Source organism: Micrococcus sp. EYE_212, from assembly GCF_023147585.1.
In the GTDB taxonomy this organism is placed as follows: Bacteria; Actinomycetota; Actinomycetes; order Actinomycetales; family Micrococcaceae; genus Micrococcus.
This window is the reverse complement of record NZ_JAHXOZ010000006.1, coordinates 23,125-39,694: the sequence shown is the minus strand read 5'-3', so window position 1 is coordinate 39,694 and position 16,570 is coordinate 23,125. Positions and strand designations below refer to the sequence as shown.

The 16,570-nt window shown below is 74.6% G+C and carries 12 protein-coding genes and 1 riboswitch; of the genes, 8 read left to right on the top strand and 4 right to left on the bottom strand.

Going from position 1 to position 16,570, the window contains the following annotated elements; translation table 11 throughout:
- Nucleotides 1-94 precede the first annotated feature (94 nt).
- On the bottom strand, nt 95-3,754 hold the full coding sequence (locus KZX60_RS05430; protein WP_248116223.1) for a bifunctional proline dehydrogenase/L-glutamate gamma-semialdehyde dehydrogenase: 3,660 nt from the start codon (nt 3,752-3,754) through the stop codon (nt 95-97).
- Between the two features lie 101 nt (nt 3,755-3,855).
- The gene (locus KZX60_RS05425) at nt 3,856-4,434 is read right to left on the bottom strand and encodes an acyl-CoA thioesterase (protein ID WP_248116221.1); all 579 of its coding nucleotides are present in this window, start codon (nt 4,432-4,434) and stop codon (nt 3,856-3,858) included.
- Between the two features lie 55 nt (nt 4,435-4,489).
- On the opposite strand from KZX60_RS05425, the gene KZX60_RS05420 reads away from it, so the two are divergent.
- Nucleotides 4,490-5,563, top strand: a complete 1,074-nt coding sequence (locus KZX60_RS05420; RefSeq protein WP_248116219.1) for an agmatine deiminase family protein — start codon at nt 4,490-4,492, stop codon at nt 5,561-5,563.
- Here the strand turns inward: KZX60_RS05420 and KZX60_RS05415 are convergent.
- On the bottom strand, nt 5,457-6,854 hold the full coding sequence (locus KZX60_RS05415) for an AI-2E family transporter (protein WP_248116217.1): 1,398 nt from the start codon (nt 6,852-6,854) through the stop codon (nt 5,457-5,459). The genes KZX60_RS05420 and KZX60_RS05415 overlap by 107 nt on opposite strands.
- A gap of 45 nt (nt 6,855-6,899) precedes the next feature.
- A riboswitch (TPP riboswitch) is annotated at nt 6,900-7,005 on the top strand.
- A gap of 60 nt (nt 7,006-7,065) precedes the next feature.
- Between KZX60_RS05415 and KZX60_RS05410 the strand changes: the two genes are divergently transcribed.
- From KZX60_RS05410 to KZX60_RS05380, 7 genes are all read left to right on the top strand, one after another.
- Nucleotides 7,066-8,208: a thiamine ABC transporter substrate-binding protein gene (locus tag KZX60_RS05410; RefSeq protein WP_248116215.1), complete on the top strand. Its 1,143-nt coding sequence runs from the start codon at nt 7,066-7,068 to the stop codon at nt 8,206-8,208.
- 107 nt (nt 8,209-8,315) lie between these two features.
- Complete coding sequence (locus KZX60_RS05405) at nt 8,316-9,959, top strand: iron ABC transporter permease (protein WP_248116399.1); 1,644 nt, start codon at nt 8,316-8,318, stop codon at nt 9,957-9,959.
- 104 nt (nt 9,960-10,063) lie between these two features.
- Complete coding sequence (locus KZX60_RS05400) at nt 10,064-10,723, top strand: ABC transporter ATP-binding protein (protein ID WP_248116213.1); 660 nt, start codon at nt 10,064-10,066, stop codon at nt 10,721-10,723.
- A gap of 10 nt (nt 10,724-10,733) precedes the next feature.
- Nucleotides 10,734-11,252 carry a TetR family transcriptional regulator gene (locus KZX60_RS05395; RefSeq protein WP_248116211.1) on the top strand — a complete coding sequence of 173 codons (519 nt, stop codon included), beginning with the start codon at nt 10,734-10,736 and terminating at the stop codon, nt 11,250-11,252.
- A gap of 281 nt (nt 11,253-11,533) precedes the next feature.
- Nucleotides 11,534-12,988 carry a ribonuclease H family protein gene (locus KZX60_RS05390; RefSeq protein WP_248116209.1) on the top strand — a complete coding sequence of 485 codons (1,455 nt, stop codon included), beginning with the start codon at nt 11,534-11,536 and terminating at the stop codon, nt 12,986-12,988.
- Between the two features lie 45 nt (nt 12,989-13,033).
- Entirely contained in the window at nt 13,034-14,530 is a 1,497-nt protein-coding gene (locus KZX60_RS05385; RefSeq protein ID WP_248116207.1) for an alanine/glycine:cation symporter family protein, read from the top strand.
- A 77-nt stretch (nt 14,531-14,607) separates the two neighbouring features.
- Nucleotides 14,608-14,973 (top strand): hypothetical protein, encoded by a 366-nt coding sequence (locus KZX60_RS05380; RefSeq protein ID WP_248116205.1) that lies wholly within the window; start codon nt 14,608-14,610, stop codon nt 14,971-14,973.
- A 129-nt stretch (nt 14,974-15,102) separates the two neighbouring features.
- Here KZX60_RS05380 and KZX60_RS05375 read toward each other — a convergent pair whose 3' ends face one another.
- Nucleotides 15,103-16,383 (bottom strand): APC family permease, encoded by a 1,281-nt coding sequence (locus KZX60_RS05375; RefSeq protein ID WP_248116397.1) that lies wholly within the window; start codon nt 16,381-16,383, stop codon nt 15,103-15,105.
- Between the last annotated feature and the right edge of the window lie 187 nt (nt 16,384-16,570).

Sequence of the window (16,570 nt, the reverse complement as noted above, 5' to 3'; positions counted from 1 at the left end):
CCGACACCCGCCCCGCCGGGATCCGACGCGGTGTCCCGGGCCCCTGCCGGACCTCGGCCCCGCCCCTCACCGGGACGGGGCCGACGCCGAGCCGTCAGAGCACCTCGTCCGTGAGGTGATCGGGGGTGCCGAAGCGGTGCGCGGTGACGGAGACGGCCTGCTCGTGGAGGAAGGGCAGCAGCTCCACCTCGCCCGCCGAGACCACGGGACCGGCGTAGACCGCCACGTCCGGGGAGTCACCGAGCGCCTCGTTCAGCGCGGCGCGGGCGGCGACGGCGCCGTCGCGGTCGCCCGTCCAGTCCGCGACGAGGCGGATGCGGGCGTCCCCGCCGCCCTCCGCGGTGGCCGGCACCTCGGCCATCCGCCGAGCGCGCTCGTGGAACGCGGCGGCGTCCTCCACGACGACGGCCACGGGCGTGACGCCGCCTTCGGCGTGGTCCTTGCGGACCGAGCGGGCGAGCTCCTCCACCTGGCCGCGGACGGCGGCGGCCGAGAGGTCGGCGGCGCTGCCGGGCTCGGTGGAGGGCACGTGGTTCAGGCTCACGGTCAGCGGCGCTCCGGCCCGCAGGCCCGCCGACACCACGCGGAGGAGGTGCTCCGCCGGGCCGGATGCCCAGCGCACCAGCACGGGGGTGGGCACATGGCGCAGCACGTTGCGCTCGGCGACGAGGGCGGAGATGTCCCGGTCGGCGCCGAACACGGTGGTCCAGGCCTTCTCGTCCAGCTTCCGCGCGGTCTGCAGCCACGAGGGGTCCACGCCGCCCGCGGTGCCCTCGGCGGTCTCCGTCGAGGAGGACTCGGGGCTCGTGAGCCACGTGGGCACGTCCTCCCAGTCCACCAGGCCGCGCAGGTAGTGCGGGCCGCCCGCCTTGGTGGTGGGCCCGACGACGGAGCGCTTCCAGCCGCCGAACGGCTGGCGGCGCACGATGGCGCCGGTGATGCCGCGGTTGACGTAGAGGTTGCCCGCCTGGATGTGCGTGAGCCAGTAGTCGATCTCCTCCGGGTCCAGCGAGTGCAGGCCGGAGGTGAGGCCGAAGTCCACCGCGTTGGCGAGCTCGACGGCCTCCTCGAGGGTGGCGGCCGTCATCACGGAGAGCACGGGGCCGAAGTACTCGGTGAGGTGCGCGTCCGCGCCGGGGCGCACGTTCGCGCGCACGCCGGGGCTGAAGAGCCGGCCCGTGTCGTCGAGGGAGCGCGGCTCGAGCGCCCAGGACTCCCCCTCGCCGAGCTCGGTGAGGCCGCGGCGCAGCTTCTCGCCGGGCTCCTCGATCACGGGGCCCATCTGCGCGCGGGGGTCGTCCGGGTGCGCCACGTGGATGGACGAGGCGGCGTCCAGCAGCTGGCGGCGGAACCGCTCGGATGAGCCCACGGAGCCCACCAGGATCACGAGCGAGGCGGCGGAGCACTTCTGCCCGGCGTGGCCGAACGCGGAGGTGACCACGTCGCGGGTGGCGAGGTCCAGGTCCGCGGAGGGCGTGACGATCAGCGCGTTCTTGCCGGAGGTCTCGGCCAGCAGGTGCAGGTCCGGGCGCATGCCCTTGAACAGCGTGGCGGTCTCGTAGCCGCCGGTGAGGATGAGGCGCTCGACGGCGGGGTCCGTCACCAGCGCGGTGCCCACCTCCTCCTCGTCCTCGTCGGCCATCGTCACGAGCCGCACCAGGTCGGCCGGGTCGACGCCGGCGAGCGCGCCGTCGCCCTCGAACAGGCCGGAGTCCCGCAGGCCCTGCACGATGAGCTCCCACGCCACGGCGCCCGTGCGCTCGGACTGCGGGGCGGGCTTGAACACCACGGGCGAGCCGGCGCCGAGCGCCGCGAGGACGCCGCCCACGGGGATGGCCACGGGGAAGTTCCACGGCGGGATCACGAGCGTCAGGCGCACGGGCACGGCGCGCGCGCCCTCCACCTCGTCCAGGCCGCGGGCCAGGCGTGCGTAGTAGTGGGCGAAGTCCACAGCCTCGGAGACCTCGGGGTCGCCCTGGTCCAGGGTCTTGCCGGTCTCGGACGCGGCCACCTCGAGCAGGCGGGCGCGGCCGGCGTGCAGGGCCCGCCCGACGGCGTCGAGGGCGTCCGCGCGCTGGTGGCCGGTCAGTGCGCCCCAGCGGGCGCCGGGCTCCTCGGTCGCGGCGATCGCAGCGCGGGCCTGCTCGGCGCTCGTGGCGGCGTGCTCCCGGGCCGTGTCCGTGCCCAGGGTGGAGCGCGGGATCGCCTCGAGGATCTGCCGGGCCCACGCGCGGTTGCCGGGCAGCGAGGGGTCGGTGTCCGGGGTGTTGGCGAAGCCGTCCACGGGGGCAGGGGTCTCCCCGTCCACGCCGCGCGAGCGGTCCTGGCCGCGGGCCGGGCGGGGCACGGCGGTGTCCAGCCGGCGCAGGGAGGCGAGGAAGCGCTCGCGCTCCCGGTCGAAGAGCGCCGGGTCCGCGTCCAGGTCGAAGACGGCGGACATGAAGTTCTCGTGGGAGGCCCCCTCTTCGAGACGGCGCACCAGGTAGGAGATCGCCACGTCGAACTCGGAGGGCTTCACCACGGGGGTGTAGAGCAGCAGCGAGCCGACGCTCCTCTTCACGGCGGCGGCCTGGCCGGTGGCCATGCCGAGCAGCATCTCGAACTCCACCGCGTCCTTCGGCAGCCCGCGGCGCTCCATGAGGCGGTGGGCCAGCGCGACGTCGAAGAGGTTGTGGCCTGCCACGCCGATGCGCACGTTCGCGAGGTGCTCGGGGGTGAACGCGAAGTTGAGCACGCGCTTGTAGTTGGTGTCCGCCTCCTGCTTGGAGGCGACGGTGGCCAGCGGCCAGCCCATGAGGGAGGCCTGCATCTGCTCCATGGGCAGGTTCGCGCCCTTGACCACGCGCACCTTGATCGGCGCCCCGCCGCTGGCGACGCGACGCGCGGACCACTCCTGCAGGCGGATCATGGCGCCCAGGGCGTCCGGCAGGTAGGCCTGCAGCACGATCCCCGCCTCGTAGTCGCGCAGCTGCGGCTTCTCCAGGAGGCCCATGAACACGTCGAGCGTCAGGTCGAGGTCGTGGTACTCCTCCATGTCCAGGTTGACGAAGGTGCGCTTCTCGCGCGCCAGCTCGTAGAGCGGCGTGAGGCGGGCGGTGATGTCCTCCACGGCCTCGTCGTACGCGTAGGGCGCGTGCGGGGCGGTGGCCGCGGAGACCTTCACGGACACGTAGTCCACGTCGTCGCGGCGGATGAGCTCGGCGATGCCCTCGAGCCGGCGGTCGGCCTCGCCCTTGCCGAGGATGGCCTCGCCGAGGAGGTTGATGTTCAGGCGCGTGTCCTCGTCGCGCAGCGTCTCGAGGGCCTTGCCCAGCTGCTTGTCACGGGCGTCCACGATCAGGTGGGAGACCATCTGGCGCAGCACGCGGCGTGCCACCGGCACGGCGATGCGCGGCACCAGCGGGGCGGCGCGGCCGCCGACGTCGAAGACGGCGCGCAGGGCCGGCGGCAGGAAGCCCGGGCGCTGCTGGGCGAGCTCGCGCAGCGCGCGGGCCGCGATGGCGGGGTCCTCGGGGCGGATCACGTGGTCCACGAAGCGCACGATGAAGTCCAGGCCGCCCGGCTCCTTGAGCGCGGCGGCCAGCTGCTGGGCGGCGAAGTCGGCCTCGTGGCCGCGCGCGTCCTCGAGCCAGGCGCGCACCTGCTCGACCGCCTCGTCGGCGAGGCCCTGCAGGTCGGCGGGGTCGGGGATGCCGCCCGTCGCCTTGAGGAGTGCATCGGTCTCGTGCGCGGCGGCGGCGCGGCTCTCTTCCATGCCTCCACCCTGTCTGTCCGGGGGGCTCCGGCGCAAACGCGGGGACGCCGGGTGACCCGGGCCCCGGAGGCGGGCCCGAGGCGGCAGGCGCGGCCGCGGGCTCAGCGGTGGTCCGCGCCGGCCCGCCAGGCGTGGGGCAGGGGGGTGCGCGCGGAGGGCAGCGCGACGTCGGCACGCCAGCCGTGGAGCCACTCGGGAACCGTGGGCTCGGCGCTCAGGTCGTGGCCCGCCTCGGCGAGGGCGGCGCGGACGACGTCGTTGGTCACCGGCGTGCCGTCCTTCGCGCGCAGGCGCGTGCAGATGAAGGCGCGCACCGCCACGTCCCCGTCCACGACGACGCGCTGCTCGAACCACACGGCCCGCTCGTCCAGGCCGATGCACTTCGTCTCGATGCTGAAGGCCTGGCCCAGCGTCACGGAGCGGCGGAAGGCGACCTGCTCGGCCTGGACCACGGGCGTCCATCCCCGGCGCTGGAATGCGCTCATGACGCCGGCGCGGGCCATGAGGTCGAAGCGGCCGAGGTCGAAGAGGCCGAAGTACTGGCCGTTGTTGATGTGCCACGCGATGTCCACGTCCGTGGGCAGGGCGCGCAGGGGCAGCGAGGCCGCGTCCCACACGCCGAGGCGGGGGCGGCGGCGGGCCCGGGCGAGGACCCAGAGGGTGCGCAGGAGCAGGTGCATGGGCACACCCTATGCTCGGTGGGGACCGCACCCCACCCCCAGGAGACGCCCCGGCATGGCCCAGCACCCCGACGCCCTCGATCGGCCGGAGCGCGTCTGGCTCGCCCTGCCGCCCCGCCACCCCTCGGCCGCGCTGCTGGAGGAGACCCGCGACGCGATCGCCGGGCTCGCGGAGACCCTCACCGAGGCGGCCGACGTCGCCGTCCTCGTGGACCCCGAGGACCGTGCGGCGGCCGCGCGCCTGCTCCCCGGCGCGGTCGAGCAGCTCCCGGTCCCCCTCGACACCCCCCTGGTCGGCCGCACCGGCCCCACGTTCCTGCCCGCCGGCGAGGCCGTGCACTGGCGCCTGGACCCGCGCTCCCGGCACCCCGACGTCGGCGTGCACCGCGACGCCGCGGTGGGCGGTGCGATCGCCCGCGCCGCCGGGCTCCCCGTGCGCACCCCGCTGCTGGCCGCCTCCCGCGACTCGTGGGTGACGGACGGGGCGGGCACCGCCGTGGTCGACGCCGGCGCCGTGCTGGCCCCGGAGGTCAACCCGGGCTGGAGCGCCGCCCAGGCGGAGGCCGAGCTCGCGGGCCTGCTGGGCGTCACGCGCGTGGTCTGGACCGCCCTGCCCCGGCGTCCGGGGAGCGGGCCTTTCGGCGGACCGGGCCACCTCGGCGGCTGGATGCGCTTCGTCGAGCCGGGGCGGCTGGCGGTGCACTGGCGTGCCGACCGGTTCCACCCCGAGCACGCGGTCGGCGCGGCCGCGCTGCGCGGACTCGAGGGCACGCCGGACGCGGCAGGCCGTGCGCTGCGCGTGCGCACCGTGCCCGGGGGCGCGCTGCCCGAGGCCTACGACCCCGCCGAGCAGGGGGTGCGCTCGCTCGTGGACGCCGTCCCGATGGGCGGGCACGTGCTGCGGCCGGCGTTCGAGGACGCGCAGACGGAGGAGGCGGCCACGGCGCTCACGGCCGAGCTGCACCCGGGACGGCGTCAGCTGCGCTTCCCGGCGCCTCCCCTGCTGCGCCTGGCCGGCTCCCTCACCGACCTGGTGCTGGTGCAGCCCCGTTTGCAAGACCGGCCACGGGATCCGGGGCCGGACTCAGCGGCGGCCCCGCATCCTCCGGCCGCTCCCCCACGCCGCTGACCCCGGCGGGGGGCTGCCCCCGCTTGGCGCGCCGGGCCTCCGCGGGGCTCAGGCCCACGCTCACCCCGCGCGCCTCCTTGCGCGTGTGGCTGCCCTCCTCCGCGGAGGAGCCGCCGCGCAGCCGGGCCAGAAGGGTGGACTGCCTCCGCTCCATGCCCTTCAGGTCCGAGGCGATCAGCGAGTTGATCCACCGTGCGTTCGGATCGGCGTCGATCAGGATGGCCTTGGCCAGCAGGGTGCAGGGGAGCGCGAGGATCGCACCGAGCGGGCCGAGGACCCACGCCCAGAACAGCAGGGAGAGGAAGCTGACGGTGGGGATCACGCCGACCGCGTCCCCGGCCACCTTGGGCTGGATGATGGACTGCAGCACGAAGTTGAGCACCGAGTAGCTGATGACGACGCCGAGGAAGGCGGGCCAGCCGCCCTCCGCAAGGCCCAGGATGGCCGGCGGGATCAGGCCGATGATGAAGCCGATGTTGGGCACGTAGTTGGTGAGGAAGCTCAGCACGCCCCACACGAGGGCCATCGGCACGCCGATCACCAGGAGCGCCACGACGTCCAGGACGGCCACGATCAGCCCGAACACGGTGGTCACCACCCAGTACCGGCGCACGCCGCCCGCGAAGTCCATGAGCGCCTGGCCGAACTCCCGGCGGGCCGAGCTCAGCAGCTGGACGCGGCGCTCCACGGCCATGGAGTCCATGGCCAGGAAGAACATCCCCATGACCACGGTGATCAGCAGGCCCACCACCGCGTAGACGTTGGACGCGATGGCGGTCAGGGCGGTGACGGCGGCGCCCGTGACCTGCTTGATGTCCACGGCCTGCAGCTGCGCGTTCACCATGTCCGGGGTGAGCCCCTGGGAGGACAGCCACGCCGAGACGTCCTGCATGATCGCCTGGAACCGCCCCGCGTACTCGGGCAGGGAGCTCACCAGCTCGAGCCCGGACCAGAAGATCAGCCCCACGAACACGGCCAGCACGGTGACCACGAGGAGCACCGTGGCCGTGGCCCCGAGGACGGGGTGCACGCCGCGCTCGATCAGCCAGCGCTGCAGGGGGTAGGCCACGATCACGAGGTTCAGCCCGAGGAAGACGGGCGCGATGATGGAGGAGATGCCCTGCAGGAACTGCACGAGCACCACGAGGCCCGCGAGCGTCAGCACGATCACGAGCATGCGCGGCCACATCCGGTGCGGCCTGCGGATGTCCCAGTCGGAGGCCGGCGTCGCCGGGGCGACCTGGGGGGCGGGGGCGGGTCCGGCCGGCGCGGCCTCGTCGGGGGTGCTCACGCGTGCAGTCTAAGGTCGGCGCGGACGCGATAGGCTGGCTCCAGTCCACATCGACAGGGGAGCGCCGCAGCGGCGCTGAGAGTGCGGTCCGCCGCAGACCCTCGAACCTGCTCCGGCTCGCACCGGCGAAGGAAGTCGAGACCCTTTCCCGGGGCGTCCGCATGCCGCGGGCCCGCCCCCGGCCCCTCCCGCCGCGCAGGAGGAGACCCGCATGACCCGCACCGCCACCGAGCACGCCCGCCGCCCGCGCACCGCCGCGCTGGCGGCCCTCTCCGTCGCCGCCCTCGCCCTCACGGGCTGCTCGCTCTCCGGCCAGGGGGGCTCCGGCTCCTCCTCCGCGGCGGGCTCCGCGGACGCCGCAGCCGCGGCCACCACGTCCGGCTCCGCCGCCTCCGGCTCCGACTCCGCGGGCGGTGGCAAGACCGTCACGATCATGACCCATGACTCCTTCGCGCTGCCCGAGGAGCTCATCGCCCGGTTCGAGCAGGAGTCGGGCCACCAGCTCTCCACCACCGCCCCGGGCGACGCCGGCTCCGTGGTCAACCAGCTGCTGCTCGCCAAGGACCACCCCACGGTGGACGGCGTGTACGGCATCGAGGACCACTCCACGCACCGGCTCATCGACGAGGGCGTGGTGGCCGAGTACACCCCCGCGAACCTGCCCGAGTCCGCGAAGGACCGCGTGGTCGAGGGCCGGATGATCCCCGTGGACCAGGGCCAGGTGTGCCTCAACGTGGACACCCCGTGGTTCGAGGCGGAGGGGATGGAGGTCCCCGACTCCCTCGAGGACGTCACCGACCCCCAGTACGCGTCGCTGACGGTGCTCACCAGCCCCGTGACCTCCTCCCCCGGCCTCGCCCTCCTGGCCGCCACCAAGGAGGAGTTCGGCGACGACTGGAGGGGCTGGTGGGAGAAGGCCCTCGACGGCGGCGCCAAGGTGGACGCCTCGTGGTCGGACGCGTACTACACCGACTTCTCCGGCGGCGAGGGCAAGGGCGAGTACCCGATCGTGCTCTCCTACTCCTCCTCCCCCGCGTTCGCCCCGGCCACGGACGTCCTGGAGGCCTCCTGCACCCCGCAGACGGAGTACGCCGGCGTCGTCGAGGGCGCGAAGAACCCCGAGGGCGCGCAGGCGTTCATCGACTTCCTCCTCTCCGAGGACGTGCAGAAGGCGCTGCCGGAGTCCATGTACATGTACCCGATCGACGAGTCCGTGGAGCTGCCCGCCGAGTGGGCCGAGAACGCCCCCCTCGCCGAGGACCCCATCTCCCCGGATCCGAAGGCCGTGGACGCCGAGCGCGAGGAGCTGCTCAAGGAGTGGACCGCGCTGCACGAGGAGCACGCCGGGAAGTGACCTCTCAGGTCCCCGGCCCGCCCGCGCTCGCCGAGCCCGTCCTCGCGCCCCCGGGTCGCCCCGCGGGCGGACGGCGACGGCGCCGCACGCGGGCCGGCGGGGACGGGATCGGCGCGTGGTGGCTGCTCGCCGCCGTCGTGCCGCTCGCGTTCCTGGCGGTGTTCTTCGCGTGGCCCGTGGCGGCCATGCTGTGGCGCGGCGTGTCCGCGGACGGCGCACTGGACCTCACCGCGTTCGGCGAGGTCCTCGCCCGCGAGCGCACATGGCGGATCCTCGGGCAGACCCTGGGGATGGCGGCGGCCGGCACGGTGGCCGCCCTCCTGCTCGGGCTGCCGGCCGCACTCGTGCTGCACCGCCGGGCGTTCCCGGGCCGCGCGCTGCTGCGCGCGGTGGTGACGGTCCCGTTCGTGCTGCCCACCGTCGTCGTGGGCGTGGCGTTCCGCGCCGTGCTGGCCCCCGGCGGGCCGCTGGGGTGGACGGGCCTGGACCAGTCCACCGCCGCCGTCGTGCTGGCCCTCGTGTTCTTCAACGTCTCCGTGGTGGTGCGCCAGGTGGGCGCGCTGTGGGCGTCGCTGGACCCGCGGCAGGAGGAGGCCGCGCGCACCCTCGGGGCCTCGCCCTGGCGCGCGTTCCGCACCGTGACCCTCCCGCAGCTGGCGCCCGCCGTGGCCAGCTCGGCCGCACTCGTGTTCCTCTTCTGCTCCTCGGCGTTCGGGATCGTCCAGACCCTGGGCCGGCCGGGCTACGGCACCGTCGAGTCCGAGATCTGGGTGCAGACCTCGGTGTACCTGGACCTGCGGGTGGCCGCGGTGTTCTCCACGCTGCAGTTCCTGGTGGTCATGGCCGCCGTCGGGATCTCCGGGGCCACCGCGGCGCGGAGCGTGCGCGCCCTGCGCCTGCGGGACGCCCCGCTGCGCCGCCTCACCCGCGCGGACGCGCTGCCCGTGGCCGCCACGCTGGCCACCGCGGCGCTCGTGCTGCTGCCGCTGGGCACCCTCGTGCTCCGCTCCTTCCACTCGAGCCAGGGGTGGGGGCTGCGCAACTACACCCTGCTGGCCACGAGCTCGGGGGCCGGCTTCGCCGGCGGCACCACGCCCCTGGAGGCGCTGGACCACTCGTGGCGCACCGCCGTGGACGCCACGCTCCTCACCCTGCTCGCCGGCGTGCCGCTCGCGCTCCTGCTCACGCGGCCCGTGCGCTCGGCGCTCGCCCGGCGGGCCCAGCGCTGGCTCGACGGCGCCGTCCTGCTGCCCCTCGGCGTCTCCGCCGTGACGGTGGGCTTCGGGTTCGTCGTCTCCCTGCGGGCGCAGGCCCCGGACCTGGCCGCCTCGGGACTGCTCGTGCCGCTCGCGCAGGCGGTGGTGGCGCTGCCCCTCGTGGTGCGCTCGCTCGTGCCCGTGCTGGCCTCCGTCGACCCGCGGCTGCGGGAGGCCGCCCGCACACTCGGGGCGGGGCCGCTGCGCGTGCTGGCCACGGTGGACGGGCCGTTCCTGGCGCGTGGGCTGGGGCTGGCGGCGGGGTTCGCGTTCGCGGTGTCCCTCGGTGAGTTCGGGGCCACGAGCTTCCTCGCCAGCCCGGACCGACCCACGCTGCCCGTGCTGATCGTGCGGCTGCTCGGCCGGCCGGGCGCGGACAACTACGGGATGGCGCTCGCCGCGGCCACGGTGCTGGCCGTGCTGAGCGCCGCGATCATGCTGGTGTGCGAGAGGCTGCGTCCCCGGGGCGCGGCGGGAGCGGGAGGCGCGTGGTGAGCACGGCGGAGGGGCGCACGCCCCACCCAGGGAAAGCCAGCGGTGCGGCGGTCTGCCACGACGGCGACGGCACGCCAGGCGCGCCCGCCGGGGCGGGGGTGCGCGTGAGCGGCCTGAGCGTGGCCTACCCCGACGGTGCGGTGCCGGTGCGCGGCGTGGACCTCACGCTCGCGCCCGGCGAGATCGTGGCCCTCGTGGGCGCCTCCGGCTCGGGCAAGTCCACGGTGCTGCGCGGCATCGCGGGCCTGGAGGACGTGGTGGCCGGGTCCGTGGAGATCGGGGGGCAGGACGTGACCTCCGTGCCCACCCACCGGCGCGGCGTGGGCATGGTGTTCCAGGACGGACAGCTCTTCCCCCACCGCACCGTGGCCCGCAACGTGGGCTACGGGCTCGAGGCAGCCGGGTGGGACCGGGCGCACCGGCGCGCCCGGGTGGCGGAGCTGCTGGCACTCGTCGGGCTCGCGGAACTGGCGGACCGGCCGGTGCAGAGCCTCTCCGGCGGCCAGGCTCAGCGCGTGGCCCTGGCCCGCTCGCTGGCCCCCTCCCCCCGCGTCCTCCTTCTGGACGAGCCGCTCTCCGCCCTGGACGCGGACCTGCGCGAACGCCTCGCCGTGCAGATCCGCGAGGTGCTGCGGGCGGCCGGGGTGACCGCCGTCGTGGTGACCCACGACCTCTCGGAGGCCGCCGTCATGGCCGACCGCACCGTGCGCCTGGGGGTGTCCGGGACCCACGACGACGGGCGCCCCGGCACGGGTCCGGGGTAGCCTCGGGCGCATGACCCCGCCCCCTGCCGCCGCCTCCGCCCGGGGCCGGCTGACCGCCGAGGACGTGGTGGACGCCGCCGTCGGCATCCTGCAGGACTTCGGCATGGGCGACCTCTCCATGCGCCGTGTGGCCGCCGTGCTCGGCGTGCAGGCCTCCGCCCTGTACTGGCACGTGCCGGACAAGCAGACCCTGCTCGCCCGGGTCGCGGACCGGATCGTCGCCGAGATCGGTGACACGGTGCGCGCCCGGCGGATCGGCGACGTCGCCGGGCGGGCCGCCGTGGCGGAGCAGGTGCTGCTGCGCCACCGGGACGGCACGGACGTGGTGCTCTCCGCGCTTGCGCTCGGCCTCGGCGGCGGGGCACTGCACACGCTCCTGACCGAGGCGGCCGACTCCCCGGAGGAGGGCGAGCGGGCCCTCGCGCTGCTGCTCGGCACGGTCTCGCTGCGCCAGCAGCGCTCCCAGGCGCAGGCCCTCGGCGTGGTCACGGGACCGGACTTCCAGGGGCTTCGCCGCACCGTCCTCTGAGGCCCGGAGGGGTGCCGTGCAGGGAAGGTCGACCCCCGGCATTCGGCGGGCTCTGCGACATCGATCAGGGGGCTCCAGATCTCCACGGGGCGCGGAATCCCTCCGCCCTGACGGAACGCAACGTTCCGCAGACCTCCCCAGCACCGGATCTGCTCCCTACAGTGGAGGGTGACAGATGACGAGCTACGCCCTCGGCGTCGGCTCACAGCTCCACCCGACGCGCTCGCCGAGTCCGGCATGAATTCTCGGTGAGACCCCTTCGACCCGCCGGATTGCCACTCATGGGAGCCAGGAAGAACCACCCGCGCGAGGCCATGCACCGCCCCGTGCACATCGACGCAGACGCCGCGAGCCCCGCGGCGCTGCTCGATGTGTCCTGGGCGTTCCACGGCCCCGCGGCCCACCGCGCCGGCGCGCCGGTCCGGGACGGGGCCTTCCTGCGGGTGAGCCCGGTCGGCTCGGGCAGTTCGACCGCGAGGAGGTCGGACCACGCCGGGCCGGTCAAGCCGAACACCTCCGCGCATGCCCGCTCCTCCGCGCCGCGGGGCCGACTGCGTCCCCTCCACCTCGTCCCGGCCAGCCGCCCCCGCCCCCCGCGGCCGGCGCCGCCCCGCGTCCGCGTCCGTCAGGACGGGGTGCGCGTCGTGGCCCATCCGCTGGCCATGCTCCCCGGCGTCACCCACGGGCCCTCCCTGCGCCTGGACCTGCATCCCGTGCCGGACGGGATCGTGTACGTCATCCGCACCCTGGAGCTGCGCGAGCTCGGCGACGACGACAAGGGGCCCGTGCAGACCGGACTGATCACCGCGCCACGGCTCAACCGCTTCTGGGACACCGTGCTGCACGACCTCCCCGCGGGCCGCCCGGTGATCGTGCGCCTCCGCTCGGATCGGGAGGCCGACCTCCTGACGCTGCTGCGCATGCTCGCCCCCACGGACGTGCCGGTCGTCTCCTACCGCCTGGACGAGTCCCCCGTGGGCTCGCAGCGCTCCAGCTACCTGCTGCCGGACGTGGACGCGGACCGCGTGATGCAGCTCGGGGCGGAGCGGATCGCCCTCGAGGACCTGCGCGCCCAGGAGGCCGAGGATTCCGCGGGGCGCCGCTCGGGGCAGGTGTTCCTCTCCCGGCGCCGCGCGGACCGCTTCATCCGGCGCACCCTGCCGCGCCTGCACCACAGCCTCGCGTTCACGGATCCCGCCGACCTCACGGACGTGTACGTGGACGGGTCCCTGCTGCGCGGCACCCACACGGGAGGGGCGGCCGCCGTCGCCCGCGACCGGATGTGGGCCGCCCATCCGCTGCAGGGGGCCACCCTGCCGCTCGAGGTGGAGCTCGAGGGCCTCGTGCTGGGACACCTGATGGCGGCCTGGGGCGCCCCTCCGGGGGGCGAGGTGACCATCCACTCGGACTCCCGGGCGGCCCTGGCGCTGCTGCGCGAGGCCCACCGCGAGCGCCTGACCCTGGGCGGCGCGCGCGGCGAGCGCATCCGCCGCTCCCTGCGCCGGCTCCTGGCGGCCGTGGACCTCAGCCAGGCCGCCGGCGTCCACGTGAACACCACGTGGGTGAAGGGCCACGCCGGCCTCGAGGGCAACGAGTTCGCCGACGCCCTGGCCCGCTCGGCCGCGCGCAACACGGCCGCCGGCGTCTCCGAGGGGGACCTGCACCGCCGCCTGGAGCACATCGTGCGGCTGCGCTACGCGATGTACGCGGAGACCTGGAACAGCGACTGCGCCTGAGCGCGGCGGGCCGTGCCCGCTCAGCGCAGCACGTAGCCTGGGCGCATGGATCAGATCACCGAGGCCATCGCCGCCTTCAACAACGTCTACTGGTATGTCGTGATGGCGCTGCTGGCCGTGGCAGGCGTGTGGTTCACCATCCGGACGGTCGGCGTGCAGGTGCGCATGCTCCCGGAGATGCTGCGCTCGGTCACGGCGGGATCCTCCACGGGGCCCGGCGACGACGGCGTGTCCCCGTTCCGGGCCTTCACCATCTCCGCGGCCTCCCGCGTGGGCACCGGCAACGTGGCGGGCGTGGCCATCGCGATCGTGCTCGGCGGCCCCGGCGCCGTGTTCTGGATGTGGCTGCTGGCGCTCCTCGGCGGCGCCACCGCGTTCGTCGAGTCCACGCTGGCCCAGCTCTACAAGCAGAAGGGCTCGGAGGGGTTCTTCGGCGGGCCCGCCTACTACATCCGTGACGGCCTGCGCTCGAAGTGGCTCGCCATGGTGTTCGCCGTGGCGATCACGTTCACCTACGGGTTCGTGTTCAACGCCGTGCAGTCCAACTCGATCTCCGAGTCCGTGCAGGCCAACTGGGGCCAGTCCATCACCACGGCGTGGATCGTGGGCGTGGGGCTGGCCGTCCTCACCGGCCTCGTGATCTTCGGCGGCGTGCGCCGCCTCTCCACGGTCACCAACGTGGTGGTCCCCATCATGGCCGTCTTCTACATCATCCTGGCGATCATCGTGATCATCGTGAACATCACGGAGGTCCCGGCGATGTTCCTGCACATCGTGCGCCACGCGTTCGGCATGGAGCAGGTGGCGGGCGCCGCCGTCGGCATGGCGATGATCCTGCACGGCGTGCGCCGCGGCATGTTCTCGAACGAGGCGGGCATGGGCTCGGCCCCGAACGCCGCCGCCACCGCGGCGGTCTCCCACCCGGCGAAGCAGGGCTTCGTGCAGTCCCTCGGCGTCTACTTCGACACCCTGATCGTCTGCACGGCCACCGCGTTCATCATCCTGCTCTCCAACCCGACGTACGGGGACAAGGACGCGCTCGGCATGGTGGTCACCCAGGGGGCGCTCCAGCAGGCCGTGGGCCAGTGGGCGGGCCCCGCGCTGACCGTCATCATCTTCTTCCTGGCCTGGTCCTCCGTGCTGGGCAACACCTACTACGGCGAGGCGAACATCCGCTTCCTGGCCGGCCGCCATGCGGGCGGCGCCATCACCGTGTTCCGCTTCCTCGTGCTGCTGTGCGTGATCGGCGGCGCGCTCGCCAAGGTGGCCCTCGTGTGGGACCTCGCGGACACCTTCGCGGCGATCATGGCCACCATCAACCTCATCGCGATCCTGCCCCTGGGACACCTGGCCGTGAAGCTCCTCAAGGACTACGAGCGCAAGCTCAAGGCCGGGCAGGACCCGCACTTCCACATCTCGGACCTCCCCGAGGCCCGCGGCGTGGCCCTGTGGGGCGCCGAGGACGGCACGGACGTCGCCGGCCGCGATCAGCTGCGCGGCGCCGGCGGGGACCCGCTCTCCGCGGGCAGCCACCGCGCCTGAACCGGCACGCCCGCGAGCACTGGACGCGTCCGGGGGGCGTCGGCCTAGGTTGGGCTCAACAGATCGGCCGCGCTCCCGTGGCCGGCACGACGTCCCAGGAGGACATCACCATGGGCATCCTCTCCAGCCTCACCGGTTCGCTCGGCGGCACGCAGCAGCGTGGCCGCGGCCGCTCCACCCGTTCGTCCTTCGGCCGCCCCGGCCTGGGCCAGTCCGGTGTCGGCCGCACCAACGGCCGGTCGGGTGCGTCCCACGGCATGCTGACCGCGCTGGGCGGCCTGGCCCTGAGCCAGCTGGCGCGCCGCGCCGGCGGCGCGGCCGGTCGCCGCGGCTACGCCCCCACGACGCGTCGGGGCACCCCGCGCGGCGGCGGCCTGCTGGGCTCGCTGCTCGGCGGCACCACCGGTCGACGCACCACGCGCCGGGGCCCGCTGGGCTTCTGAGCGGTTCCTCCCACCGCCCGCAGGAAGGGGCGGTCCCCTCGGACGGGGTGACCGCCCCTTCCTGCGTGCGGGGTCCGGACGGGTCGGGCCACCCAGGCCCTCGGCGGGTGGGGCGTCCCCGGGCCTGTCTCAGGCGTTCCGGCGCCGGTGGTTCGCCATGGCGAACACCGCGAGGAGAGCCGCCACGGCGAGGAACGGGATGCCGCCGATCCAGACCTCGGGCTCCACCTGCGTGGCGAGCAGCAGACAGGAGGCGACGCCGAGGACCGGCAGGAACGCCGGCACGCGGTAGTGGCGGTGCGCCACGGGGTCCTTGCGCAGCACCAGCACGGCCACGTTCACGGCCACGAACACCACGAGCAGCAGGAGCACCATGATGCCCGCGAGCAGCTCGAGGGTGCCGGTGAGCGCGAGGACGAGCGAGATCGCGGTGGTCACGATGACCGCCACCCACGGGGTCTGCCGGCCCGGGAGGACCTTGCCGAGGAAGGAGGGCAGCAGGCCGTCGCGGGCCATGCCGTAGGTGAGGCGGGAGCTCATGATGCCGGTGAGGAGGGCGCCGTTGGCCACCGCCACGAGCGCGATCACGCTGAACACCTCGGGCGGGACGATCCCCGCCGCCTGCACCACCTGCAGGAGCGGGGCCGAGGAGGAGGCGAGCTCCGCCGTCGGGACGGCGGCGGAGGCCACGACGCCGACGGCCGCGTAGAGCAGGCCCGCCACCGTGAGCGCGCCGAAGAGGGCGCGGGGGTAGGAGCGCGCGGGGTCACGGGTCTCCTCGGCCACGTTCACGCTGGTCTCGAAGCCGGCGTAGGAGTAGAAGGCGAGCACGGTGCCGGCCAGGACGGCCGCGAACGGGCCGTTCTCCGGGGTGCCGAGCTGCGTGAGTCGAGAGAGGTCCCCGCCGCCGCGGGCGAGCAGGATGGCACCCAGGACCACCACGAGCACCAGGCCGCCGACCTCGATGACGGTGGCCACGCGGTTCACGCCGAGCGACTCGGCGATGCCGCGGATGTTCAGGGCGGCCAGCAGCGCGAGGAACACGACGACGACGATCGCCGTCGGCCAGTTCACGAACGCGCCGAGATAGTCGCCGGCGAAGCCGAGGGCGAGCGCGCCCACCGAGACGATGCCGGCCGCGAGCATGCAGAAGCCCACGAGGAACCCGACGAACGGGCCGAACGCGCGGGTGGCGTAGTGCGAGGAGCCGCCGGCCCGCGGGTACTTCGTGGCCAGCTCGGCGTAGGAGCCGGCCGTGAGCAGCGCGAGGAGGAGGGCGGCCACGAGCGGCACCCACACCGCGCCGCCGGAGAGCTTGGCCACGGAGCCGGCGAGGACGTAGACGCCCGCACCGAGGACGTCGCCCAGGATGAACAGGAAGAGGCTCCACGTGCCGACCTTGCGGGCCAGTGGGCTGCCGGTGGCGGGGTCGACGTCGGCGGAGTGAGCGCCGGCGGAGTGCGAAGAGGTCACGGCTCTGCTCTCGTACGGAGGGGACGCGGGGGTGCCGGCTCACGGTAAGCGGTGGGGAGGGTGTCTGCCCAGGTCATAGGGGCGGGACGCGGGATCAGGCGGATCACCCTTGATTGTTGGATTT